Source organism: Chitinophaga sp. 10T418 (assembly GCF_056394125.1).
Window position 1 is genome coordinate 942,744 of record NZ_JBFTHG010000003.1, and the last position, 24,477, is coordinate 967,220.

The 24,477-nt window shown below is 41.9% G+C and carries 31 protein-coding genes and 1 tRNA gene; 20 read left to right on the forward strand and 12 right to left on the reverse strand.

What is annotated here, in order from left to right; translation table 11 throughout:
- Positions 1–71: 71 nt before the first annotated feature.
- Together AC1DCV_RS11940 and AC1DCV_RS11945 are read right to left on the reverse strand one after the other, a co-directional pair.
- Positions 72–914 carry a hypothetical protein gene (locus AC1DCV_RS11940; protein WP_477023389.1) on the reverse strand — a complete coding sequence of 281 codons (843 nt, stop codon included), beginning with the start codon at positions 912–914 and terminating at the stop codon, positions 72–74.
- An 88-nt stretch (positions 915–1,002) separates the two neighbouring features.
- Positions 1,003–1,422, reverse strand: coding sequence for a cobalamin B12-binding domain-containing protein (locus AC1DCV_RS11945; RefSeq protein WP_477023390.1), 420 nt, complete (start codon positions 1,420–1,422; stop codon positions 1,003–1,005).
- A gap of 95 nt (positions 1,423–1,517) precedes the next feature.
- Here AC1DCV_RS11945 and AC1DCV_RS11950 point away from each other — a divergent pair, with 95 nt between their 5' ends.
- From AC1DCV_RS11950 to vapC, 3 genes are all read left to right on the forward strand, one after another.
- Positions 1,518–3,188 (forward strand): glutamine--tRNA ligase/YqeY domain fusion protein, encoded by a 1,671-nt coding sequence (locus AC1DCV_RS11950; protein WP_477023391.1) that lies wholly within the window; start codon positions 1,518–1,520, stop codon positions 3,186–3,188.
- A 98-nt stretch (positions 3,189–3,286) separates the two neighbouring features.
- Complete coding sequence (locus tag AC1DCV_RS11955) at positions 3,287–3,505, forward strand: type II toxin-antitoxin system VapB family antitoxin (protein WP_477023392.1); 219 nt, start codon at positions 3,287–3,289, stop codon at positions 3,503–3,505.
- Positions 3,502–3,918, forward strand: coding sequence for a type II toxin-antitoxin system VapC family toxin (gene vapC, locus AC1DCV_RS11960; protein ID WP_477023393.1), 417 nt, complete (start codon positions 3,502–3,504; stop codon positions 3,916–3,918). Before AC1DCV_RS11955 ends, vapC begins: the two co-directional genes overlap by 4 nt.
- A 45-nt stretch (positions 3,919–3,963) precedes the next feature.
- On the opposite strand, the gene gltX is transcribed toward vapC, so the two are convergent.
- Positions 3,964–5,493, reverse strand: a complete 1,530-nt coding sequence (gltX, locus tag AC1DCV_RS11965; protein ID WP_477023394.1) for a glutamate--tRNA ligase — start codon at positions 5,491–5,493, stop codon at positions 3,964–3,966.
- A gap of 135 nt (positions 5,494–5,628) precedes the next feature.
- On the opposite strand from gltX, the gene AC1DCV_RS11970 reads away from it, so the two are divergent.
- The gene (locus tag AC1DCV_RS11970; RefSeq protein WP_477023395.1) at positions 5,629–6,252 is read left to right on the forward strand and encodes a polysaccharide deacetylase family protein; all 624 of its coding nucleotides are present in this window, start codon (positions 5,629–5,631) and stop codon (positions 6,250–6,252) included.
- 43 nt (positions 6,253–6,295) lie between these two features.
- On the opposite strand, the gene AC1DCV_RS11975 is transcribed toward AC1DCV_RS11970, so the two are convergent.
- Positions 6,296–7,213, reverse strand: a complete 918-nt coding sequence (locus AC1DCV_RS11975) for a hypothetical protein (RefSeq protein WP_477023396.1) — start codon at positions 7,211–7,213, stop codon at positions 6,296–6,298.
- Positions 7,214–7,317: 104 nt separating this feature from the next.
- Between AC1DCV_RS11975 and AC1DCV_RS11980 the strand changes: the two genes are divergently transcribed.
- The 10 genes from AC1DCV_RS11980 to AC1DCV_RS12025 all read left to right on the forward strand — a co-directional run bounded on the left by AC1DCV_RS11980 (position 7,318) and on the right by AC1DCV_RS12025 (position 16,322).
- The gene (locus AC1DCV_RS11980; protein WP_477023397.1) at positions 7,318–8,088 is read left to right on the forward strand and encodes a TatD family hydrolase; all 771 of its coding nucleotides are present in this window, start codon (positions 7,318–7,320) and stop codon (positions 8,086–8,088) included.
- Positions 8,089–8,114: 26 nt separating this feature from the next.
- A complete protein-coding gene (locus AC1DCV_RS11985; protein WP_477023398.1) occupies positions 8,115–9,167 on the forward strand; it encodes an asparaginase in 1,053 nt (350 codons plus the stop codon).
- A gap of 138 nt (positions 9,168–9,305) precedes the next feature.
- Positions 9,306–9,998, forward strand: coding sequence for an aquaporin Z (gene aqpZ / locus AC1DCV_RS11990; protein WP_477023399.1), 693 nt, complete (start codon positions 9,306–9,308; stop codon positions 9,996–9,998).
- 91 nt (positions 9,999–10,089) lie between these two features.
- Positions 10,090–10,176 (forward strand) — tRNA-Ser (locus tag AC1DCV_RS11995).
- A gap of 401 nt (positions 10,177–10,577) precedes the next feature.
- Positions 10,578–10,853, forward strand: coding sequence for a PqqD family protein (locus AC1DCV_RS12000; RefSeq protein WP_477023400.1), 276 nt, complete (start codon positions 10,578–10,580; stop codon positions 10,851–10,853).
- Positions 10,854–10,909: 56 nt separating this feature from the next.
- Positions 10,910–11,320 carry a lasso peptide biosynthesis B2 protein gene (locus AC1DCV_RS12005; RefSeq protein ID WP_477023432.1) on the forward strand — a complete coding sequence of 137 codons (411 nt, stop codon included), beginning with the start codon at positions 10,910–10,912 and terminating at the stop codon, positions 11,318–11,320.
- Entirely contained in the window at positions 11,317–13,128 is a 1,812-nt protein-coding gene (locus AC1DCV_RS12010; protein WP_477023401.1) for an asparagine synthetase B family protein, read from the forward strand. Before AC1DCV_RS12005 ends, AC1DCV_RS12010 begins: the two co-directional genes overlap by 4 nt.
- Before the next feature lie 27 nt (positions 13,129–13,155).
- The gene (locus AC1DCV_RS12015) at positions 13,156–13,305 is read left to right on the forward strand and encodes a hypothetical protein (protein ID WP_477023402.1); all 150 of its coding nucleotides are present in this window, start codon (positions 13,156–13,158) and stop codon (positions 13,303–13,305) included.
- A gap of 19 nt (positions 13,306–13,324) precedes the next feature.
- The gene (locus AC1DCV_RS12020; RefSeq protein ID WP_477023403.1) at positions 13,325–14,260 is read left to right on the forward strand and encodes a hypothetical protein; all 936 of its coding nucleotides are present in this window, start codon (positions 13,325–13,327) and stop codon (positions 14,258–14,260) included.
- 1 nt (position 14,261) lies between these two features.
- Complete coding sequence (locus AC1DCV_RS12025; protein WP_477023404.1) at positions 14,262–16,322, forward strand: prenyltransferase/squalene oxidase repeat-containing protein; 2,061 nt, start codon at positions 14,262–14,264, stop codon at positions 16,320–16,322.
- Here the strand turns inward: AC1DCV_RS12025 and AC1DCV_RS12030 are convergent.
- The gene (locus AC1DCV_RS12030) at positions 16,309–17,490 is read right to left on the reverse strand and encodes a nucleotidyltransferase family protein (protein ID WP_477023405.1); all 1,182 of its coding nucleotides are present in this window, start codon (positions 17,488–17,490) and stop codon (positions 16,309–16,311) included. The two genes, AC1DCV_RS12025 and AC1DCV_RS12030, sit on opposite strands and share 14 nt — an antisense overlap.
- Positions 17,491–18,004: 514 nt before the next feature.
- Here AC1DCV_RS12030 and AC1DCV_RS12035 point away from each other — a divergent pair.
- The 3 genes from AC1DCV_RS12035 (at position 18,005) to AC1DCV_RS12045 (ending at position 19,101) form a co-directional block, all read left to right on the forward strand.
- Positions 18,005–18,388: a hypothetical protein gene (locus AC1DCV_RS12035; RefSeq protein ID WP_477023406.1), complete on the forward strand. Its 384-nt coding sequence runs from the start codon at positions 18,005–18,007 to the stop codon at positions 18,386–18,388.
- Positions 18,389–18,658: 270 nt separating this feature from the next.
- The gene (locus AC1DCV_RS12040) at positions 18,659–18,796 is read left to right on the forward strand and encodes a hypothetical protein (protein ID WP_477023407.1); all 138 of its coding nucleotides are present in this window, start codon (positions 18,659–18,661) and stop codon (positions 18,794–18,796) included.
- Between the two features lie 167 nt (positions 18,797–18,963).
- On the forward strand, positions 18,964–19,101 hold the full coding sequence (locus AC1DCV_RS12045) for a hypothetical protein (protein ID WP_477023408.1): 138 nt from the start codon (positions 18,964–18,966) through the stop codon (positions 19,099–19,101).
- A 51-nt stretch (positions 19,102–19,152) separates the two neighbouring features.
- Here AC1DCV_RS12045 and AC1DCV_RS12050 read toward each other — a convergent pair whose 3' ends face one another.
- On the reverse strand, positions 19,153–19,761 hold the full coding sequence (locus AC1DCV_RS12050; protein WP_477023409.1) for a TetR/AcrR family transcriptional regulator: 609 nt from the start codon (positions 19,759–19,761) through the stop codon (positions 19,153–19,155).
- Between the two features lie 65 nt (positions 19,762–19,826).
- On the opposite strand from AC1DCV_RS12050, the gene AC1DCV_RS12055 reads away from it, so the two are divergent.
- Complete coding sequence (locus AC1DCV_RS12055; RefSeq protein WP_477023410.1) at positions 19,827–20,021, forward strand: hypothetical protein; 195 nt, start codon at positions 19,827–19,829, stop codon at positions 20,019–20,021.
- Between the two features lies 1 nt (position 20,022).
- A complete protein-coding gene (locus AC1DCV_RS12060) occupies positions 20,023–20,433 on the forward strand; it encodes a hypothetical protein (protein WP_477023411.1) in 411 nt (136 codons plus the stop codon).
- A 5-nt stretch (positions 20,434–20,438) separates the two neighbouring features.
- Here AC1DCV_RS12060 and AC1DCV_RS12065 read toward each other — a convergent pair whose 3' ends face one another.
- The 4 genes from AC1DCV_RS12065 to AC1DCV_RS12080 form a co-directional block, all read right to left on the reverse strand.
- Positions 20,439–20,867 carry a 5-fold beta-flower protein gene (locus AC1DCV_RS12065; RefSeq protein WP_477023412.1) on the reverse strand — a complete coding sequence of 143 codons (429 nt, stop codon included), beginning with the start codon at positions 20,865–20,867 and terminating at the stop codon, positions 20,439–20,441.
- 55 nt (positions 20,868–20,922) lie between these two features.
- Positions 20,923–21,081, reverse strand: coding sequence for a DUF3817 domain-containing protein (locus tag AC1DCV_RS12070; RefSeq protein WP_477023413.1), 159 nt, complete (start codon positions 21,079–21,081; stop codon positions 20,923–20,925).
- Between the two features lie 52 nt (positions 21,082–21,133).
- Entirely contained in the window at positions 21,134–21,262 is a 129-nt protein-coding gene (locus tag AC1DCV_RS12075; RefSeq protein WP_477023414.1) for a DUF3817 domain-containing protein, read from the reverse strand.
- 246 nt (positions 21,263–21,508) lie between these two features.
- The gene (locus AC1DCV_RS12080; RefSeq protein WP_477023415.1) at positions 21,509–22,063 is read right to left on the reverse strand and encodes a GNAT family N-acetyltransferase; all 555 of its coding nucleotides are present in this window, start codon (positions 22,061–22,063) and stop codon (positions 21,509–21,511) included.
- 82 nt (positions 22,064–22,145) lie between these two features.
- Here AC1DCV_RS12080 and AC1DCV_RS12085 point away from each other — a divergent pair, with 82 nt between their 5' ends.
- Positions 22,146–22,856: a hypothetical protein gene (locus AC1DCV_RS12085; protein ID WP_477023416.1), complete on the forward strand. Its 711-nt coding sequence runs from the start codon at positions 22,146–22,148 to the stop codon at positions 22,854–22,856.
- Between the two features lie 93 nt (positions 22,857–22,949).
- On the opposite strand, the gene tssD is transcribed toward AC1DCV_RS12085, so the two are convergent.
- Together tssD and AC1DCV_RS12095 are read right to left on the reverse strand one after the other, a co-directional pair.
- A complete protein-coding gene (gene tssD, locus AC1DCV_RS12090; protein WP_133806803.1) occupies positions 22,950–23,339 on the reverse strand; it encodes a type VI secretion system tube protein TssD in 390 nt (129 codons plus the stop codon).
- Between the two features lie 180 nt (positions 23,340–23,519).
- The gene (locus AC1DCV_RS12095) at positions 23,520–24,212 is read right to left on the reverse strand and encodes a helix-turn-helix transcriptional regulator (RefSeq protein ID WP_477023417.1); all 693 of its coding nucleotides are present in this window, start codon (positions 24,210–24,212) and stop codon (positions 23,520–23,522) included.
- Between the last annotated feature and the right edge of the window lie 265 nt (positions 24,213–24,477).

The following is a 24,477-nucleotide window of genomic DNA, read 5'->3' on the forward strand; positions in this document are numbered from 1 at the left end:
GCTGTCGACAAAACAAAAAAACCGGAACTAATTAAATTAGTTCCGGTTACGGAAAATAACGTTTATCTATCTTAATAGTTTACTTCAAACTCTGCTTTGCCACTTTTCATCTTCATATAGTGTCTTTTCTTCTTTACTTTAAAATAATTAATACCGCTAAAATTATATCCCAGTGTTACAAAAATCAGGTTTGCTTCCAGGTTTTTATAGGGATAAACGGTGTTGCCCCCTTTATCTTTTGTTTTGAAGTCCTGGTTAAAAAAGTTCTGGGGGTAGTACTGTACTTTCAGTCCAAAACCCGGGTTCACCCTGATTCCCGCAAAAAGAGAAGGCATCAGCAGTGGTGTACGATCGCTGAACCATTCGTTGAATTTATGGACCTTGTCTCCATCCACAAATTGTTTTTCTTTATAATTAATGGCCAGATCAATTTCACCACCGGCAAAAAAGAAAAAGCTGCCTCCGGTTACATCGCCGATCTTAATACCCAGCGGAACGCCAACAGTATATACCCGTTGTTTCAGCTTCAGGGAATCGGTGGGTTTGGAGATCAGCCCTATATTTTTAAGATTGAGGCCTGTGAAAATGCCGAAGTTTTTAGAGAAATCTTTATTGAAATTGCTGCCTACATTAAAAAAGATCGTAAAACGCGGAATATTACGGATATGCTCTCCATTATCCTTCATGGAGCCGAAAGACAGCAATGGGCCCTCTCCACCGTGGGTAACGTATACCCCTTCCCGGTGCTTGGGATATTTCCCAAAAATGAGGGTAAAGGCAGTTGTTTTCTCTACGGTTTTCTCTATCGTGGTATCAGTGGCAGCTGTGCTGACTGAATCTTTCTTATCCTGTGCAAACACGCTACAACCAATCAGCAACAGTACCAGGGAAAGCGGGAGTAACTTATAATTCATAATACGGGTTGTGGTTTTTTAGATTTGGTGGATTACTAATCTGAAGACGACCCGGTTAAAGAAATGTTACGGCGATCCCTAAATATTTTTAAAAATTTCTGTGAATGGCCACCCAGCTGGTGATATACTCGGAGATATCCTTGGTATTGGTACCCGGAGGGAAGAGTTTACCCACCCCCATTTCCTGGAGGGTTGCCATATCCTCGTCCGGTATAATGCCCCCACCGGTCAATAACACATCATTGAGTCCTTTTTCCTTCATCTGGGCAATAATTTTGGGGAATACGGTCATATGGGCGCCGGAAAGGATACTGATGCCAATGGCATCCACATCTTCCTGCAGGGCGGCATTTACCACCATTTCCGGGGTTTGACGCAGGCCGGTATATATTACTTCCATGCCGGCATCCCGCAGTGCTGCGGCAATTACTTTTGCTCCACGATCATGGCCATCAAGGCCCACTTTGGCTACCAATACACGAACAGGACGATTTAACGGGTTGACCATACCAATTATCATATTAAGGAAGTAAATGTACGAAAAAGCAGAAAGCATAAGCTTTCCGCTTTTTCGTACATTTGCCGTCCAAGATAAAAAGCACTATGAGCGAAGAAAGATCCCTCAACTTTATAGAACAAATTGTTGAAGAAGACATTGCGAACGGCGTAAATGATGGTCGTGTACTGACGCGTTTCCCGCCGGAACCGAATGGCTACCTGCATATCGGGCATGCCAAATCCATTGCACTGAACTTTGGACTGGCCCAGAAATATAACGGTAAAACCAATCTCCGCTTCGATGATACCAACCCGGTAACAGAAGACACCGAATACGTGGATTCTATCAAGGAAGATATCCACTGGCTGGGGTTTGAGTGGGAAAAAGAACTGTATGCCTCCGATTATTTCGAGCAATTGTACGCTTATGCCGTAAAGTTGATAGAAAAAGGACTGGCCTACGTAGAAGACGCCACTGCGGAACAAATAGCCGCTGCCAAAGGTACCCCCACGGTTCCAGGCACGCCTACACCAGCCAGAAGCCGCTCTGTAGCGGAAAACCTGGACCTGTTCACCCGCATGCGCAATGGAGAATTCAAAGACGGAGAAAAAACCCTCCGCGCCAAAGTAGACCTGGCCTCCCCTAATATGCATATGCGCGACCCGCTGATGTATCGTATTAAACATGCCCATCACCACCGTACTGGCGACAAATGGTGCATCTATCCGATGTACGACTTCGCCCACGGCCAAAGTGACAGCATTGAAAATATTACCCATTCCATTTGTACCCTGGAGTTTATTCCACATCGCCCGCTGTACGATTGGTTTATCAACGAGCTGGAAATATTTCCCAGCCATCAATACGAGTTTTCCCGTTTAAACCTCACCTATACGGTGATGAGTAAACGAAAACTCAAACAACTGGTGGAGGAGAATTATGTAAGCGGCTGGGACGATCCCCGTATGCCTACCATCAGCGGCTTACGCCGCCGGGGTTATACACCTGCCAGCATCCGCATGTTCAACGAACGTGTAGGCGTACAGAAACGCGACCAGATGATTGAATTGAGTCTGCTGGAATTCTGTATCCGCGAAGAGCTGAACAAAACCGCCAACCGCGTAATGGCAGTGCTGGATCCGGTTAAACTGGTGATCACCAACTATCCGGAAGGACAGGTAGAAGAAATGACCGCAGACAATAATCCGGAAGATGAAAGCGCAGGATCCCGTACCCTGCATTTCAGCAACACCCTGTATATTGAACGTGAAGATTTCATGGAAAATCCACCTAAGAAATTCTTCCGTCTCGGTCCAGGTAACATGGTGCGCTTAAAGAATGCTTATATCATTAAAGGAGAAAGCTTCGATAAAGATGCCGATGGCAATATCACCACCATCTATGCTACCTATTTACCTGAAAGCAAAAGTGGTGGCGACCAGAGCGGCTTAACCGTTAAAGGAACCATTCATTGGGTAAGTGCAGCACATGCTGCTACTGCTGAAGTACGTATCTACGATCGCTTATTCACTTCTGAAAACCCAGCTGCAGAAGAAGCCGATTTCAAAACGCTGATTAATACGGATTCCTTACAAGTTATCAAAGAAGCGTTTGTAGAACCAGGTCTGCTACAAGCTAAGCCAGGTGAACGTTTCCAGTTCCTTCGCAAAGGATACTTCTCCGTAGATCCAGATAGCACGCCAGAAAAAGTGGTGTTCAACAGAACGGTGACACTGAAAGATGCATGGGCGAAAGAAAGCGCAAAAGGGAAGTAATATTTTTTTGAAATAAAGTGCAGGCCGGGCAGTTACTGTCCGGCCTTTTTATGTGTATATTATTATGTATTTTTATTGATAATAGTAAACCATTCTTTATGGCAAAAGCAAGAGCCAATATAAACCAGGTAAACTTAGTAAACTTAGATCCTGAGCTGATCAAAGAAGCAATGAAGCTCAATAAAGGAAAAACACAAGAAGAGGTGTTGAATAAGGCATTGAGAGATTATATTCTCGGTGTTAAAAACAGAGAATTGCTGGCGATGAAAGGTAAGATCTATTGGGACGGCGATCTGAATGAAATGCGAGGCGCATGAAAAATCCACTCATCTTTGACACCTCCGTTTGGATTGACTACGCAGGAAAAAAAGAAACGCCGCAAACCCTTCTGTTAGCTTATTATTTAAAAAACAGATTTGAGACACCCCTTGTGCCTATCGTTGCACAAGAGTTTTTACAAGGGATAAAAGAAGATGCCCAGCATAAAAAACTGAAAGAAATTCTCCGCTGGCATACCAAACTAGAACTACCTCACATGATGGCTGCTATGGGAGCCGGAACACTATACAGGGCGCTCCGGAAAAAAGGCGTAACCATTCGTAGTGGTAATGATTGTGTCATTGCTTTCTACGCCATGAGTTTTGACCTGGAAGTAGTTCATAATGACAGCGACTTTGACTTAATCAGCTCTCACACCGGCCTAAAAATCTGGCAAAATAATAAAGGCTAAACGATCCGCATCGTTTAGCCTTTATCTATATAACTACTAACAATTCTACTTAAAAGCTTCCAATCCCTTTGCTATCCTGTTGCGTGTTTCCGCTATACCCAGTGTAGCTACGATATCAAAAACAGGAGGTCCGAATTTACCACCGGTCAGCATGATGCGGAAAGGCAGTTGCACGTCTCCCATTTTCAGGTTCTTTTCAGTAGCCAGGGCTTTGAAAGCAGCTTCCAGATCTGCCGCAGGAGCAGCGGTTAAGCTATCCAGCTGTGCAGACCAGGCAGTGAAAAATGCTTCTTTATCTGCATTCCACTTTGGTTTTACAGCGGCTTCATCATAGCTCGTTGGGCTTTGGAAGAAGAAGAAACCGTGGTCCCAGATTTCATTCACGAAGTAACAACGTTCTTTCACCAGGCCTGCCACAGTGGCTACATAGGCAGGATCTGCGCTAACACCTTTTTCTGCCAGTACTGGTTGAAAAAGGGCTGCCAGGCTTTCGTTGTCTTTATGATGGATATACTGATGGTTAAACCATTTGGCTTTTTCGTAGTCGAATTTGGCGCCGGCTTTATGCACCCGCTCCAGGGAGAACTTCTGAATCAGTTCCTCTATAGAGAATATTTCCTGTTCAGTACCGTCATTCCAGCCCAGCATCACCAGCATATTAATGAATGCTTCCGGCAGGAAGCCCAGCTCACGGAACCCTTTCGTTACTTCCTGGGTGGCGGGATCTGTCCAGTTCATAGCATATACGGGAAAGCCTAAACGATCTCCGTCACGTTTGCTGAGTTTACCGTTACCATCAGGTTTCAGGATCAGCGGAAGATGTGCCCATTGCGGCATATCAGCTTCCCAGCCCAGGTATTTCCAGAGCAGGAGATGTACTGGTGCAGATGGCAACCATTCTTCTCCGCGGAAAGCGTGGGTAATTTTCATCAGGTAATCATCTACTACCACTGCGAGGTGATAGGTAGGCATTCCGTCTGCTTTCAGCAATACTTTATCATCTACCTGCGATGTATGAAAAGTAACTTCACCACGTACCAGGTCGGTAAAGGTGAGTTCTTCATCGGCAGGCATATTAATACGGATAACATGCGGTGTATTCTTCACCAGTAATTCCTGTACTTCTGCATCAGACAGGGTGAGGGAATTACGCATTTTTTCTCTTACGAGGTGGTTGTACTGGGGAGAATGATTGTCGGGACCTTTCAGCCTTTCGCGCATACTTTCCAGTTCTTCCGGTGTATCGAAAGCATAATAGGCGTGGCCGGATTTTACCAGTTGCTCTGCATACTGGCGATACATTGGCTTGCGCTCACTCTGGCGATAAGGACCATACGGACCACCTAACGCGGGACTTTCATCCGGCGTGAGGCCACACCAGCTCAAACATTCGCTGATGTACTCTTCCGCACCCGCAACGTAGCGGGTTTGGTCAGTATCTTCAATACGCAGCACAAAATCGCCTTTATGCTGTTTTGCAAACAAATAGTTGAACAATACAGTGCGTACACCTCCAAGATGTAGGCCACCAGTAGGACTGGGCGCAAAACGCACTCTTACTTTTTTGTGATCCATAGGCGACAAAGATAAGGATTTAGCGTTTAGCTCCCAGTGATTCGTGAGGGGAGAAATGCGGAAGATTAAAATTTTTTAATACGATATCCCGCTTTCACACATTAAGTATATTGCAGTATCAAGCACCATTGCGCTATGTTCTATCTTACTAAAACACCCGGCATCCTGAAAGCCCTGTATAAAAGCTGTGTCTGGAATATGTCTCCGGCCGGCAACAAAGTATACCTCACTTTTGACGATGGCCCGCATCCACAGGCAACACCCTTTGTGCTGGAACAACTGGCCAGATATGATGCGAAAGGAACTTTTTTCTGTATCGGTAAAAATGTGGTGGAGCACCCCACTATTTACCAGCAGATACTGGAAGCGGGCCATGCTACCGGCAATCATACCCACAATCATCTGAATGGCTGGAAAACAAATACAGAAAAGTACCTGGAAAATGTGCTGGAAGCTGCTAAGTATATTCCCTCTCCGCTATTCCGGCCTCCTTATGGCAGGATTACTCCCTTCCAGATCCGGCAGATAAAGAATAAGATTCCGGGGGCTAAAATTATTATGTGGGATCTGTTGAGCGGTGATTTTGATACGGAACTCAACGGGGAAGCCTGTGTGCAAAATGTGGTGTTTAAATTGCAACCCGGCTCTATTGTGGTATTTCATGACAGCACCAAGGCCTGGGATCGGCTGGAATATGCGCTGCCACGGGTGCTGGAGTATTGCAAAAAGCAAAAATATGAACTGGCTGCGATCGTATAATGATCTGGTGCTGATACAAGGCTGTATCAGCACCAGGTAAAATTTATGGTTTCAGTTTAATTTCTTTCGCTTTATCACCTACTGTTATAGTAGCTACATCATCGCATGTTCCATCTCCATAATCAATTACACCGGAAGCATTGTTGAAGTCTACTTTCAGTTTACCCTTGGAAATATACTGACAGCTCCATGCTTTAATAAGTGATGATTGTGTAGTGAAAGTTGCCGTAAGGCCTGTAGCAGGCCCTTTCTCATAGCTAAGACTGGCAGTACCATCTACACTGTATACATCATCAGACAGGTTCCTGAATGGCCTGTCCAGCTCAAAGCCGGCTATTTGTTTCACCGTTTTTTTGCAGGCATAGTTGATGATCAGTGTATCCGCAAGGGTTATTTTACCACCGGTTAATTCTGTTGTATACTGCATACCAGCTGTAAGACTGAAGGAGGCGTTACTGATCACAAAACGTCCGGCTACGGCTTTTCCGTTGATTTTATAATTGGATGGCTCCACGGTGATGGTGGAGGTGGGGTTGAAAAGCGGGCCACTGAACGTTACATTCAGGATGCCACTGCGATAAACGCCAAATCTGTCGAGGCAGGATTCTCCAAAATCTATTGCTACGCGTTTAGGCCAGGTAGCACCTGTACCATCCAGCAGCTCAGAAGATGGGCAGGAGGGCTTGGGAACATCCGCCATTTCAGTCCCATTGGGATTTGCCTGGCGACCGGTAAACATACCCTGGTCGATACCTACGCTGGCTACCGTTTCGAACCAATCATTGTACATAGCGCTTACCACGGCTTCATGTTGCACCACGCCAATCGTCTTATTATCTGTTTCGTTGTTGGGAGCGGTGTCTGTGGTTACTTCCTTCTTACACGCAAAGAAAATAGTGGCTACTGCCACGCCGGTGATGGTCCACGCCAGCACACGATTTGTACTGAAATAGCTTTTCATAGTTTAGGTTTTATTAGCAATTAGGTTTTTCGGTCTTTACCTTTGTAGGTATAAAGATATCCTTTAAATATTAAAGAAATTACAAATTTAATAAATAAATTATTATGCGCTGGATAGATACCCACACCCACCTGTATTCCGAAGAATTTGAGGCAGACCGGGAAGAGATGGTAGCGCGGGCCATAGCAGCGGGAGTAGATCAACTGTTTTTGCCTAATATAGACGAGAGTTCTATAGAAGGGATGCTGGAGCTGGAAGCCAGGCACCCGGAGCATATATATGCCATGATGGGGATACACCCCTGCTATGTAAAGGAGAACGTAGCCGCTCAGCTGGACCTGGTAAAAGCCTGGCTGCAGCAACGACCATTCAAAGCCATCGGGGAAATAGGACTGGATTTTTACTGGGATAAGTCCTTGTTAACCCAGCAATACCAGGCCTTCCAGGAACAATTGCTGCTGGCAAGGGAATACCAGCTACCGGTATCCATTCATAGCCGGGAAGCCACACGGGAATGTATCAACGAAGTAAAGGGCTTACAGGATGGCCGCTTAAGCGGCGTATTCCACTGTTTTTCCGGCACGCTGGACGAGGCAAAGGAAATCATTGACCTGGGCTTCTATCTGGGTATCGGCGGCGTAGTGACGTTTAAGAAGTCAGGGTTGGATAAACTACTGGAAGAAATAGACCTGGCGCACATTATAATGGAAACAGATGCACCTTATTTAGCACCGGTACCTTACCGGGGTAAACGCAATGAAAGTGCCTACCTCCCGCTGGCAGGAGAAAAGGTGGCAGATATAAAAAATCTAAAAATAGCAGACGTAGCAGCTATAACAAGCAGCAATGCCCTGAAATTATTCAAAATGCTCTAACTGTTTAGGTAATACCTTTGCAGGCAATGGCTACTAGCACAATGAGTAAAATACTGATTATTTACACAGGCGGTACAGTGGGTATGATCTATGATGATAAGACCAAAGCACTGCGCCCTATCGGATTCAACGAAATACGGAATAATTTACCGGAACTCTACCGGATGGGTATCGATTTTTATGTGTACGCATTTAATCCGCCTATAGATTCATCAGACATGCAGCCTGAGATCTGGGTAGAACTGGCCAGTATTATTGAGGACCGATACGACCGATACGATGGGTTTGTGATTCTGCATGGTTCTGACACCATGGCTTTTACTGCTTCCGCACTGAGCTTTATGCTGGAGAACCTGTCGAAACCTGTTATTTTAACCGGCTCACAGCTGCCTATAGGCAAAATACGTACAGATGCCAAGGAGAACATCATTACTGCCATGGAAATAGCCTGTAGCAGGCATAACGGCACTAATATATCCCTGGTTCCGGAAGTATGCATTTATTTTGACTTCTCCCTTTTCAGAGGTAACCGTTCCAAAAAATATAATGCGGAAAAGTTTGAGGCATTCTATACCATGAATTATCCTCAGCTGGCCGAAGCCGGCATTGATATTAAATTCAAACACCAGTTCATTTTACCACCACCTACACAACCGCTGAAGGTGCATAAAGAACTGGAAACAAATATTACGGTATTGAAGTTATTTCCGGGCATCAGCAGAAGGGCAGTAGAAGCCACTCTGAGCGTGTCTGGCCTGAAAGGCGTTATCATGGAAACATTTGGTAGCGGCAATACTAATACGCAACCCTGGTTTATTGAAAGCATTAAAAAAGTAATTGATAATGGTGCACTGGTAGTGGATATTACGCAATGTGATGGTGGGTCTGTAGAGTTGGGAAAATATGAAACCAGTCAACATCTTGTGGAAATCGGCGTAGTAAGCGGCCATGATATGACCTTTGAGGCAGCTGTCACCAAACTGATGTTTGTATTGGGACAAGGCCTGTCACCGGCAGAAACCCGGAAGCTGATAGAAGCACCGCTGCGTGGTGAATTAACACCTATCGAAGTATATTGAGCTCCTTGCAGAGGTATACAAGCGGGAAGCACTTTAGTTGTGCTTCCTGCTTTTTTTTATCTTGAATATTTGCGGTAAATTTAATTATCACCAATTTCATATTCCCCGATTTCCAATCACCACAAAATCTTTCTCTCTATGGCAGTTTCATTATCTCAGAAATGTATTGCAGAATTTTTTGGCACTTTTGTTTTAGTATTTATGGGTTGTGGCAGTGCGGTATTAGCCGGCACACATGTAGGATTCCTGGGTATTGCTTTTGCGTTTGGGTTATCGGTAGTTACTATGGCCTATGCTGTTGGTCATATCTCCGGTTGCCATCTTAATCCCGCTATTACGATTTCCCTGTTGTCTACCGGCAAAATATCCGGTAAAGATGCAGGCGCGTACATTGTTTCCCAAATCATAGGAGCTATTGTGGCTTCTGCGGTGCTGTATTTTATTGCCCAGGGCAAGGCCGACTACTCCCTTGCCGCCAACGGATTAGGCGCAAATGGAGTAGAACAGGGATCACCAGACCACTATTCGCTGATAACTGGTCTCGTAGCCGAAATAGTATTAACCACTATCTTCCTGGTAGTAGTACATGGCAGTACCAGTAAAAACAATGGCAATGGTGCATTTGCAGGCCTCGCCATTGGCTTGTGCCTTACCATGATTCACATTGTAGGCATTCCGGTAACAGGGGTATCTGTTAACCCGGCCCGCAGTATCGGACCTGCTATTTTTGTAGGTGGACAAGCACTATCCAATCTCTGGGTATTTATTGTAGGACCTATTGTGGGTGGGCTTTTAGGGGCAGGCATCTGGAAGCTGTACGACAAGAATTAAACTTTTTTTTGAAATATAAACTAAAGGATTATCTTTGCAACCCTGAATTGGAAAAAACAACCTTTCCATTTTTACTCAGGAAAAGATAATCGGAGAAGTGCGGGAGTGGTTGAACCGGCACGCCTGGAAAGTGTGTAAGCTTGAAAGGGCTTCAAGGGTTCGAATCCCTTCTTCTCCGCAGCTTTAAAAGCCTTGGTCTCTTAATTGAAATCAGGGCTTTTTTGGCACAGCACAAAATATCGAAGCAGGTTAAAAACCTAAGGAAGCATCATAAAGTTTAGTTTAGTCTATCTGTAAAAAATTTACACCCCTGGGTCCTTGCAGTCTATTATGAAGGACCTTATTTTTTGTTAAAGAAGTCGAGAATGACCAGATGAATTCATTTAAAGGAAAATTTTCTATCGTATAAAACAAAACGACTTTAAAACTGTTACAATACTAACTTGAGATCTCATGAGATCATCTAAGTAGATTATGATTTAAAATTATTACCCCATATCTTTATTGCCAGACTCAACCATTAAAGAGAATCAATCATTGTCATTTTAGCATAATTGTGTCCCTAAAACATTAACATAAATGACCATTCTGGAACAAAAAATTAAAATCTCCGAAAACAGTGTTGTCCGGGAAATGGGCGCTGGTATTGTCATTCTGAATTTAAATACGGAACGTTTTTATGAACTCGACGAAGTCGGAAAACGCTTTTGGGAATTATTATCTGGTGATCAGGAATACGCGTTTGCCCTCCGTGTATTGCAGGATGAATATGAGGTAAGTGCAGAACGACTTCAGGATGATATCACCCGATTAATAGACGAGCTTAGAAAGGCTGAATTAATTACTACTTACTGATGTATTCAGATCATGATTTAATTAACTTAAACAGATCTTTAAGAGCATACGATCGTATGTTTTTCCGGGCTCGTATTCTTACCATCTTAACAGAAGTATGCCTCCGTTTTACAAGTTTAAAAACGACAGAGAGATTACTTTCTTTCTTTATGAAACAAGTCCCCTTGCCAGATCACAACGAAACGGTTGTTATTCTTGACAAATACGCAACCATCTTTAATCAGATGAACCTGTTGCCTCTGCTAAAGGGACGATGCTTATCTCAGTCACTGGTCATGCGTTTTTTACTAAACAGAAAAGGCATTCCTTCGGAACTCAAAATTGGTGTGAATCAAAAAATGGGAAAGTTTGATGCTCATGCATGGTTAGAGAAAGAAGGGATTCTCTTAAATGACCACCCTTCAATCATTGCTAATTATTTCGTTTTACCAGCAGGTAAACTAAACGCTATCCTTAAATTTAAATGAGCGGATTCATTGGAATAATATCTTCTCAGCTCCAAAAAACCGATAGCGCATTGCTTGACGTTTCTACAGCGGTCATTGCATCCTGTTGCAACGACTACTTGGGTGCATGGAGCAGTAATCAGGCTGATTTGCGGTTTGGTTGGCTTAAAACCTGTGACGATACAGCAGAAGAGCAACTCCCCTTTACAGTTGATGAAAATCTCTGGATTGCAGGAGATGTGCGTTTGGATAGACGCATCGAATTAGTGAAAGAACTTGGCTCATATTTTAGTGCTATCAGTAATACTACCCCTGATGCTTACCTAATCCTATATGCCTATAAACATTGGGGCGAGGATTGTCTGCAACATATTTCAGGAGATTACGCTTTTGCCATCTGGAATGAGCAGGCAAGTTATCTTTTTTGTGCCCGTGATCATTTTGGGCTGATCCCTTTTTATTACACGCAATCTGATAACCGGTTTCTTTTCACAAATTTTTACCGCTCTCTTAAAGACATCCCCAATCTGATGTCCGACCTGAATGATGATGTATTGCGGGATTATCTGGAAAATGGGGCAAACAGACGTTTCGATCAAACGATCTATAAAAAGATAAAAAAACTTCCACCGGCTCACAAATTAATTTATAAAGATGGAGAAATTCTTATCAGTTGTTATTGGGAAATCCCTTCCAATATCAAACCTATTCGTTACAAAACGACCAAAGAATATGTGAGCCATTTCTATCGTTTATTTGAGCAATCTATTATAGACCGTACCCGTAACAATAAAATATCCTGCTCACTAAGTGGCGGCATGGACAGCTCATCTATAACGGCTATTACGAAAAAAGTACTTGATGCCAGCTATGGCAGTAATAATACAGTCGTTTCATTTAATATTGGCTACCGGCATCTGGTAACTGAAAAGGAAGGATATTTTGGAAAGCTGACGGCCAACCATCTTAGAATACCGATCCAACAATACATGGCAGAGGACTATGTGAAAAATGTTGCCCAGCCAATGACGTCCTGGATTCCCGAACCAATCGCCATTCCAGATGCAACAGCAGAATCTCAAATATTTATTGATGCTGCTTCTTTTTCAAGAGTGTATTTGACAGGCTTTGGGGGAGACCCCTTGTTTGAGTATGAACCACATTCACGCCGCAGACTCGCAGCTCAGGGATACTTTGTTCAGCCATATCTGGATGACCTGATGTTCTATAAAACATTTAGCAGTTTTGCCAGAACAGTCAGGCAAAAAATAAAGAAATGGGTGAAGAAAACTCCCATCACCAATACGACTATACCTCCCTGGTACGATTCCACTTTCTTTCCCACAGATTATACGCCATTTAAACCAAATAAAGACGGCATTTCAATGCGTTCCAATTTCGCAATGACAGGTAACCCCTTCTGGTCCTGGTTATCTGAGACTTCTCACCCAGGTTTTACCGGCAATAAAATAAAGATCAGACAACCTTTTTTTTCATTGGAGTTACTCCTTTTTATACTGGCACTCCCCCCACATCTATTGTATAAAAAGTCATTGCTACGAATGGCTATGATACCTTACCTACCGGAAGAAATAGTAAGAAGGCCCAAAACACTCCTTTTTGGGAATCCTCTTTCTCAAAACCTAAAAACACAGGAAATACACGATCTGCTGGAAAAAAAAATATCGGAATCCAGTGGTTTTTTAAGTGGTAAAATAGATATACAGCGTCTATTGGCAGCCATCAGAAATCCTGGATGTTCATCAACATCCTACAACAACATTTTGCCTATTTTACATGTTTTATCATGGAGCAATTACAACCCCTAATAATTTCACTATTTAAAAAAACACATTATGCAAAAAGAAGTAATTACCCAAGGAGAAAAAAAAATTTATCAGCCCCCTAAATTAAAAGATCTCGGAAAAATCGGCGAAGTAACAAACACAAGTAGTCCCAGTGGAGGAGCTAATGATGGTGGTACTGGACCAAATTATACTTCATAATTAATTGAAAAATTTGTTTGTGCATTTCGCTATAAAATTTAATAATTTAAGTTATACCGACTTTGTCGAACTGAAGGAGAAAATTGCATTTAATGCACTTAAGCGCTCTCCTTCTTTATCGAATTTTGGCGAAAATGTTTATTCGGGAAACACTTCTGACAATAAGAAGTGTTTCCTGTTTGAATATTGCGGTGACCAAAAACCAGCGGTGAGCTTCATTATCTTATCTGAAGGAAAAAACGTTTTCTATCACTTCACCAATAGCGCCTCCCAGCAAATCGTCCAATCGCTAATTCGGGGGAATATTACTAAGTTTTGCTTGCAGGAGCAGGGGTATTTTTGTTTACATGCATCTGCCATGTGTATCAATGATAAAGTAGTTTTATTTATGGGCCCAAAAGGAGCCGGCAAATCTACGCTGGCTACCTATTTTCACCTTAAAGGGCATGCAATATGGTGTGATGACTATGCTATGCTACATCAGGAGAATAACTCTTTTTGCGTATCACAGGGAGAAACCTCCTTGAAGATTAGTCCAGATATAGCATCTTCCTTATCTATTCCGCGGATAAACCTTAAATGGGTATTCGAATTGCCTGCTGATTTAAAAAAGACGGCAGAATCAGATATCATCCCTCCCAAATACTATTTCAATCAGCAAGTACCTTCCACGGATGTTCTTCCCAGACAGGTTACAGCTGTGTTCTTTATAAATCCAAGAGTACCTGAACCAGAAAAAGTGATCACCACCGTAAAAAGAATAGATGCACTTTCTGTGTTGATGAATGAGATATTGCTTCCAGGGCTTAATTCCAGAGAGTACCTAAAAACCTATTTTCAATCAGCAATGAGCTTCCTGGAAATTGTGCCTTCTTATAATATACACTCTCCGGATAATATCCTACGTATCCATGAAGTGTACGATTCGATACTTGAAACTATAAGTATTTCCTGAAATGAAACAAGTGTCTGATGAATACTCGCTTTTAAAAGCGACAGGGAGTTTTTGTGATGCTCTCCCTCAAATCCTGGTGTCACCAGCACAGCGGGCGTTGTTGAAAAAGGCAGCAGATTTTTTTCCTCCGCTTATCAGATTTGGATTAGAATGTCGCCTCTACGACCAGGAACAGGTGGATCTACAACTCTGCATACGTAGAGACGAAGATGACCTTCGTTCTATTTCAGCATGGTTTCAAAACAAGTTTACCGGAGATCAGGAACATGAAAAAATCTGCTATTTCTTAAAAAACTGGGCGGATAAATCATCGGCCTATCATAAAAACATTGCGGAAGTTTTTCTGGAACTGGATGTTCTTCCATCAGGTATAAAAACCCCTTTGCTATTCTTCGAATTGCAGACTGGCCTTGATGACGCTCAATTAAAGGGTTTTTGCTTTTCTATGCTAAAGGAAACATTGGGAGAAAATCAATGTTTTCTTAGTCTCTTCGATGCAATCCTCGATGCGTGTCCTCCCCCTGCTTTCATTGCGTATATGGGAATTCTATTTTCCAGAGAAGTAGAAGTACTACGGGTAAATATCAAAAAATTGTCCGTTACTGCAATAGCTCCATTTTTAAAAAAAATAGGCTATGCCTGGACGGGACCGGCACTTGACCATTGGATATCCTTTGTTTACAATTATGCCGACCGGGTAACGTTATGCATTGACATCGGAACGAGTATCTTCCCCAAAATTGGCTTTGAATGCTTTTGGGATAGACAGCCGCCCGCAGAAACATATTGGCGCTTTTTTATAGAAAAGCTCAATACACAAAACCATTACAAAAAAGATAAAATAGAAGCAATATTACACTGGGATGAAGAAATATTCCCCGGACAAGTCAATGATTGGCCCGAACATTTATGGATAGCGTCCTTAAGTAAACCCGAAAACGAATTTACTTTTCTAAAGAAAAAGATTTCTCATTTGAAATTATCCTATTGTCCGGATAAGGATATAGAGTTAAAGGCTTATCTGGGTTATGGAAGTTTATGGAAAGTTAAAACGCCATTAGAATTTAATAGTCTAAAGAGAGAACCTCCCGAACCTAAAACCACTCCTGATATTAAACAGGCTATCAGTAAGGGAGTTGATTATCTACTCTCAAGCCAGCAACAATCAGGATGGTGGAAGGATTATTGCCTGAAAGCCGGTTACAGCGATGAGTGGGTTACCGCCTACGTTGCCTGCCATTTGGCCCGTTTTAAAAGTCCCAAAACCAGTGAAGCGCTGAATAGGGCATGGCAAATATTGAAAACCAGGTATAGAAAAAATGAAGGATGGGGCTATAATGCTATAAACCAGGCAGATGCCGACAGTACTATCTGGACCTGGCTTTTTGCAAATACAGCAGCATTCACCGATGATTTTCCGGAACCTGGTTTTGATATGATGAATAGGTATGTCACTCAAGATGGCGGCATCATCACTTATGCCCTAAATGAACCGATCGGAAAAATTCATGATCCACATTTTAATGGTTGGAAAATACCGCATTACTGCGTTACCGCCGCCTATGCCTTAGCTGGCATACAACACTCCATTGATTACTTATTGGATCATCAAAATACTGCGGGGTACTGGTACAGTTACTGGTGGGATGGCCCCGAATATGCTACAGCACTTAGCGTTGAAGCCTTATTTAATAAAGATGCCGATAAATACAAAGACACAATTGATATCTCCGTAAACTGGGCTTGTGATGCAGCTCAAAAAGAATTGGATAGTCTCGTTCCAAACGATTTTAAAATAGCGCTTTTATTGAAAATAATATTATGCTCCCATCACAAAGAAAAGCATCATCAACTAACAAAAGTGATGTTAAATTTCCTCCTCAATTCTCAACAAGCCGCTGGACACTGGAATCCTTCTGCTGAACTGAGAATTCCGAGTTCTGATAATGCTGATCACGAAACAGGAGGAAATATATTTGTAACAAAAGATGAAAAAAAGAACTTTGCTACCATAACAATACTAGATGCACTAAATAAGTATGATCAGTTTAACGTTTCTTAGCTATATACGAATATAGAAATCTGAGAGATTTCGCAGGCACAATGAATGGAATGGTCCACGCAGGTGCATCCGTCCGGGACAAATCATTTAAATTAGGGATCAATAGAAATAAACGCGCTTTCAGGCTAAATTTCACCTTTCCCAGGAACGATCGCTGTAAGTTTGCAATCCTGATTCTATTAAAAAAAATGCTGCGTCCAGTCCTGATTTCAGTGGCTGTAAACAGATGGTAGGTCATTTTAGGCGTGTTTGATACGGGCAATTGAAGCCCGGTTATTTCGGCTATCGCATTCATTCCCGACCATAAAAAAGGAGAGAAGTCGTATAACTTAAAGTGCAGACTTATTGCTTCCCAATCCAGCTGGCCGCGTGAATTCTGAACGATACTAGCTAAATCAATTAAATACTTAAATTTCATCAGTGGCTCTCTGATGAGATGATTAGAGGCTACACATAAAAAATCGTAGGTCGGAGTTAAGCCAACATAAGAGGTGCCCTCAATGGCTGTATAGGATTGTAAATGTTGTACAAAAAAATCATGCTGATGAAATTTTCCAAAATAACGCTCCAGCAGCCTCCATTTTAGCTCTACAGAACAAGTAATGCCCATCCTGTCTTTTGGTGATTTAAAGGGGAACTCTCTGTGAAAGCGCAATATAAACCCTATTTGATGTCCTGATATATTATACTTTGGCTCATACCCGTTTTCATTAAGGTATCTTTTTAACTGCAGAAGCTCATCCTTATTTATCAGAAAATCTATATCCGAACTTTCTCTGAAAAAAGGGGCTTTGTAATATCGTGTGGCTAGCGCGTTTCCTTTATACTGAATAACAGTTATTCCTAACTTTTCAAACTCACGCGCTAAATGGGCTGCTAAACTTGCCTGGTAAGATCCCAACAAAGTAATCCCCATGGCATCCTTTTTTAAGGTATCGTAGATCTGCTGATCGATCTGTAACTCAGAAACAGTTATGACGTTGTAAATAAAACCTCTGATATCATTATGGGAAATAAGTTTATAAAATAAACGCCAGTCAATTACTCCTTTATCCAGGAACTCCCGTACAACTTCAATCTCCTGCGTATCAAAGTACAAACGGGTCAATAAAATAACCAATACCTGTTCATTTGTATAGGTACACTTCAATATATCGAGATTCAACATACACAATTGCTAATAAAATAAATTTATCCCGATCAGGAATATTTAAGCCAACGCATATCCCAATCAATTTGAAAAGCCTTTTTAAGTTCCTCTATAGAAAAAGGAAGATTTTCCTGTACAGAAAGGTTTACGAGATCTTCAAACGTTACGAGAACGGTGGAGGTTTCGTTTTCCTTCTCTCGGATTTGCTGTATTATTTTTAGTGCGTTTTGAACTGACACTTATTTCTCTGTAATTAATAGTTATTTCGTGAACATGGGGGTCAAGTTACTTGCAATATATTCCCTACGTCAAAAGGTGACGTTATATTTATTAAACTTGATCTTACTGTTGTTTGGATTCAACAATATATGCTAACATACGAATTAATTAGTTAATTATGAACACTTCCCCCAGCCCCTAAGAAATGGCGGCCCTCCATAAAAATGACTTCCCGGAAAATGGTGCTCCTGCAAAATCGGATTTCCATCTGGTTACGTACATACCAATGAGCAACCTAAAACCATATCATCTCATGAGAAAAGTTTTCCTCTCCTTAATATTTAGCATCAGTCTTACCGCCTGTATGAAGAACGACCAGGAAAATCCCCCAGACAAAATTATCGTCATTTATGAGCTGGAATCCAATACGGCCATTCCTTTCACTGAAATAAAATATGGCAGCGGCCCTGCAGGGCCCACTAAAAGCTGGGACATTTCCGGCATTGGTATCTTTCAAAGAACAGATACGATAAAAAAGGGAATAAGTATTTCTTTTGAGGCACGGCACCCCAGCAGTAATAAGTGGAAGATCCGGATAAAAACGCCCGATGAATCTTTACTCGTTGAAGGCCCGGTGAAATTTGCCTCCGGCACACCCAGCTACTACTATAGCTCCATAAATGCGGCTGTTAACTAACCAATACCCTGCAAAAATATAGCAGCAGCCACCGATTCCCAGCTGTTTTAAATGTCATAACACACAACAATATTAGCGCTACATCAACAAAAATCTGTAAATTAGAAAACAGATCATCTAAACCTTTGTATATCTAAACCCGATCCTTTCTATTACTAATTGCTGTATTACCTGCCATGTACATGCAGCACACTCACCGCTATCATAAGGGGCCGCTGAAAACCTTCAGAAAAGAGTAAGCAACTACATTTCTTGAGAAAAAACCGTTTTATGAAAAAGAAGATTAAAAAAAAATTAGACATCAGCAAAATGAAAATCTCCAAACTATCTGAACCCGGCGGAAAAAAAGCGGAGAAAGCCACTATTCCACCCCATACTTTCTGGTGTACTACTACAGGGCTCGTTTAATGTTTGTGTCTCACGCAATTTTTTAAAAGGATGGCCATCGGGCTATCCTTTTTACTATTTCCCAATCTCTTGCTACAGTTTCCCTATGGCTATACCGCTGTCATAAGGGGCCGCTGAAAACCTTCAGAAAAGAGTAAACAACTATATTTCTTCAGAAAACCTGTTTTATGAAAAAGAAACTCAAAAAAAAATTAGACATCAGCAAAATGAAAATCTCCAGACTATCTGAGCCTGGTGATAAAAAAATGGAGAAAGCCACTTTTCCACCGCGTACTTTCTGGTGTGAGACCGTAGTAATCATTTAATGTTTGTATCTCACACAATTTTTTAAGGGAGGGCCATCGGCTGTCCCTTTTCTATTTATGTAATCCGCTCAGCGCAGACGTCGTTAAGTAAGGATAAAACATACTGGAAAAAATATGGCTGTAATGTGCGATTGCCTTACGCCCTCTCAGTTTTAATGTCAATTCATTATTTGACAGCCAGAAATCTCCCAAAATAAAAATCTGTGTAATAAGCGCCTGCAAAACTTCCGCTGGTATATCTTTCCTGAAAATTCCATCCGCTTTAAATTTTTCAAATATCGCCAGAAACTCCTTTTCCCTTCGCTGCGTGAGCTGATAATAATCTTTCTTAATAGCAGGAATACGCATACTTATCTCTACAAAATGTAAAAATATAAAGCGATACTTATACATCAGCTCAAACGACCGCTCTACGAAGCTCATTACAGTTACCAGATCAATACCCGGCAGCGATGCAATCGCTAATACGATGGCGTCGAAATCAACCGACAACCGGTCATACAGGGTTTTGATGATTTCGTCAGTATGCTTAAAATGATAATGCAAATTCCCCCCGCTGATACCCATTTCCGCCGCGATATGCCTGCTGGTAATAGTATGTACCCCCTGGTCGTTATACAGTTCCATGGCGGTTTTGAGAATGCGTTCCTTCGTGTCCATACACAAATTTAGAACAAATGATCTAATTTTTGAAATAATTAGTACATTTGTTCTAAATATAGGAAATGGAAAACGAAACAACTGATCAGACATCAGAGGATATTTCTCTATTTCAGCGGCTAAGAAATAGCATACTGCCCATAAAACCGACTGATGCAGTACCGGTAAAAATACTCAAGGAAGGTGGGTTCTATTTGTTTGCAGTAATGATCCTGCTTATTTCATTAACACTTGGCGGGGCCATCATGTTTGTACTATAGGATGAAAAAATTATTCGATCCTCTATTTATTACTTACTGCCTGGTATGGATAGTGATTCATATGTGCCGATACCTGCAACAGCCGGTTCCGCTGCTGAATGGCTATCTGACTGATTTTATTGCAGTACCTGCCATGGCGCATATCACCCTCACATTTACACGCAGGTATATTGTCCAAAACAACGATTATACTTATCCGTTACACTACCTGCTTTTCATTGCAGTCTATACATCCGTTATGTTTGAATGGATAATGCCTCAGTTTTCTTCCCGTTATACCAGCGATTGGTGGGATGTGCTCACCTATTTTGCCGGAAGTTTATTCTATTACCGTTTCCATGGAAAGCGTTTGACTAAAGCGTTCAAGGCGCCTGAAGAAAATGTAGACTTCACCAGAGTCCCTGGCTCGTAAAGCGATTACTTCTTTACCTCCATGTTCTCAAAATGAAAAAAGAAAAAGACCACCGCAGCCCATTCTTTCTTTATACCAGAAGCGTAACCAATGGTACTATAACTCTTGTTTTGAACGGTTCCATCTTTTTTAATATAACCAATAATGGAATAGCTGGCATTTTGTACAGTACCATCTGCTTTAACGTATCCTACAATAGAATAGCTGCTGTTTTGAATGGCTCCACTGCTGGTAATATAGCCAATGGTGGAATAACTTCCATTCTGAATGGTGCCATCGCTCTTAATGTAACCAACTGAACTATAGCTACGACTCTCTATTTTACCGCTGCTACTGATACTCCCAACGGTGCCATAATTATCCGATTGGATTTTCTGCGCCTGCAAAAAGCCAGCAACAAATAATGAAATCGTTAGTAGTAGTATTTTCCTCATTTAATAATGATACCTGAAAATAATGATATTTCATCCTACATCTTATCCCGGCAGGTTACAGCTGCCCAGGCCCGGCATTTTCTTCTTCCCTTGTCTTTATTTTTGATAAAATCTTCTTATCTACATAGAAGGTCCCAAAAGGAGTAATGCAGGCTAACAGTACCTTCCAGGTAGTAGTGCTGAATTTCCATTTATACGCAATTCCCACACTCATGGTATTTAGCACAAAAAAAAAAAGAGCAAACCGAGTATAGGGCCCATGGCTTTTACAAAGAAGGATCATAATAAGCATATTTCAGTGGCATGCCTACGCCCACCAGCAACAGTAAAGAAACGCCTTCCAGGAAAGCGATCATCCGCAGTCTTCCGGGTTTCGTTTTAAATAATTTCAGCATCGTTAAAATGATCTTAGGTATGGCCGGTTTGCCAACGGCGTTGATAAAGTAATACCTGAGGAATAAAAGAAAAAATAAGCAATATAACGGCTATTGCTATTTTCCTGGCTTTTAAAGCGTATCAAAAAATACGGAAACTTCTGTGGCAGACCAGGAGCGAAATGCCCCTAAAAGGCGCTTAAATACGGATGATATGATATTATGGGGGAACGATGGCCGCGGCAGTCAGCGGGATAACCATTGCCGTTATACTTTATCATTTGTCAACGAATAACATAAAATCCTCGTCATATCTTCTTCTTTTTCGAGACGTTGCCTGAGTGCATCATCTATCGTAAAATGAAATCGTTCCAGGAGTTTGATGGAACGTTCGTTTGCATCGAAAGGTAAAGCAGTAATTTTTCTGAGTTGCATCACTTCAAATCCAAACCGGAGGACTTCAGGAATTACTTCCTGCATAACACCTTTTCTGAAAAATGCAGATTGCAGTTCGTAGCCTATTTCCGCTTCGTCCAGTTCCGGAACTAGGTTCCAGAAGCAGATGGTACCTATGGGCCTGTTATGATCTTTTTCCGTGATAACCCAGTACATGCTTTTATGGGTGCTGATGTTGGCCATTATCATTCCCAGGAACTTTTCTGCAGCTTCTATTGTAACGGTAGGCGGCCGGTCAAGGAATTGATTTACCAGTGGATCTGAGCGCATAATGACAAATTCAGGAGCATCAGATAATACAGGTGCTCTTAGTAGAAAACGGGAAGTAGTCAGCTCGGAGTATGGGTTAAATTGAAATGTTAACATGCACTAAATTTAGCAATTATCCGGTAATAAAAAAAGCCGTGGATGAGTATATTTGCCCGCAACAAAATCTAAATCTATACTAATGGAAAAGTTATTAAAAGAAGTCCGGATATTGAAGATCTATGCGCTTACGCTTACTGTCATTTTCGCTTTATTTTTATTCATGTCTTTCAGGGCCGATATTACCCGTCAGAAGTTCCAGGAAATTGATGTGGAACGCATTAATGTGGTAGAGAAAGATGGTACGCTGAAAATGGTGATCTCCAATAAAGCCCGGCAGCATCCCGGCATGATGGATGGCAAAGACATACCTAAACGTGACCGCCCGGCAGGTATGATATTCTTCAATGGTGTGGGCGATGAATGTGGCGGTCTAATATATGAGGCAGACAAACAATCTGCCGGCATGGTTTATTCCGTGGATCAATATAAAAATGACCAGGTCATGCAGCTACAATATGCCGAGAATGTGACCGGCGACAAAAAAGATCGCTCCTATGGTTTAAAAATATGGGATCAGTCAGAGGATTTTCCATTATCGGCAAAAGCAAAAGTGTTTGATTCGCTCGCCGCACTTAAAAATGATGCTGTTTATGAAAAGGAAGTACAACGGATGGCCGATGCCGGATTACTAACCAAAGAGCGCCTGTTTATAGGCAAAACCAAAAGGGGAGAAGTAGGTTTATTTATTCGTGATGAAAAAGGGAAAACAAGAATAAAACTGTATGTAGATAAAGATAATAAAACGGTGATAGAGATGCTCGATGAAAAAGGGCAGGCCATATCCAGGTAATTCATCTCTTTTAAAAATAATAGCCTGAATGGATCACAGCAATCGCTGTCCATTCAGGCTATTATTTTTAAAAGATCAGGAGTAAAACGAACACTATACAGGCCACGGGTTCTGGTAGGTGGAATTATTCAACTTCACTTCCCGGGATGACAGGGTTAACTGAATCTGTAAAGGTTGCTCATTGTTAGAATTAAACAGTTCTGAATAGGCTACGCAATAAGCATCCGTAAACTTCAGCTCCTTTAGCCTGGACATGGAGTCGCGCCGGAAGAAGGTTATGCTGCCATTTTTTGTTTGGGTATTGGAGATCATCCAGTCAAACAAACTGGTTTCCCCGGCAGACTCTATCAGTAAATCAATGGAACCTCCTTTTGGGCGGGCAGCGGGCTTTCCATTATGGTCTGTGTTTTGGGTAAATGAAAACCTACATTCGAGGACATTCATTTCTTCCCCATCGATGTTGAGAACAGCTTTAAAAGACATAACTTATCTGGTTAACAAGCCCGTTGCAAGGCGCAACAGACAGGCACAAAAATATGGTATACAGAATGAAAATACACTTTTCTGTTTACATGCAGAAAAATGGCGGGTTATTTTTTCCGATACCGTCAAAACACCTATCTGTACTATCTTTCAGTATACCAATGATATAATATATAATATCTATATAAGGTCAAATGCCTGCGCGAAACTGGTCAGGTCGTAACTGGATTGGGCCCCGATTTTTGCTTTAATATTGCGTCGGTGAGTAACGGCTGTTTTTTCGGAAATATTGGCTTTTGCTGCAATTTCTGCGGCACTCAGTCCCAGCGCCAGCAGGCGCAGGATTTCCTTCTCCCTCCTGGTAAGGGAGGCAAAAATATGCTGATTACGGCGCAGGAAATTATTTTCTTCCAGCAAGCGGTTTACTTTACTGGTCACGTGGTGTAACGGATCAATGGGAGTAGCGCAGGTAATTACATGGGTAGGCATCCCGTTGGCATCCCGTATAAATACCCTGGTAGAGCCCAGGTGCCAGGCCCAGGCCCGTGAACCCGCCATCCTTACCTGTTGAAAAAAAGTAACAGTCATATTCGCTTCTACCGGTGCATCCAGCATAGCTATTATCTTTGGCACATAGTCTGCCACATCATGCGGATTAAAGAAGGTATCGTAATACTTTGGCCCCATTTCCCGCAGCTCATCCAGCGTAACGCCTAATTCCCTGCAGCCCCGTGGCGACATATACTCTACGTAGCTTTTCAATACATTCATGACTATTACCACTACCGGAAGTTCTTTGTCTATGGACTTTAAAGCGTTCAACTTATCATCCAGCCCGGATTCATCATTTCTAATTGCAGCGTGCTCCATCATGTACCTGATATAAATCTTGTATAGGAATTTCTCTTAGACGTTGGTTGATTACTATGCTCCTGGAACAAATGTAGGTAAAAATAAGAAAGGGTCCCTCACGAAGAAGAGACCCTTTTTTGGGGATAGAAAATACGGTGATTGACTAAATCAGGTGGATGACTTTATAATGAGGTAAGTGAAATCAGATTACTTTCACAAAGGTATGTTAAAGTATAGGGGAATCAAATACCTAATTGTGAGTATTTTTAAAAAACAAATGCACCTT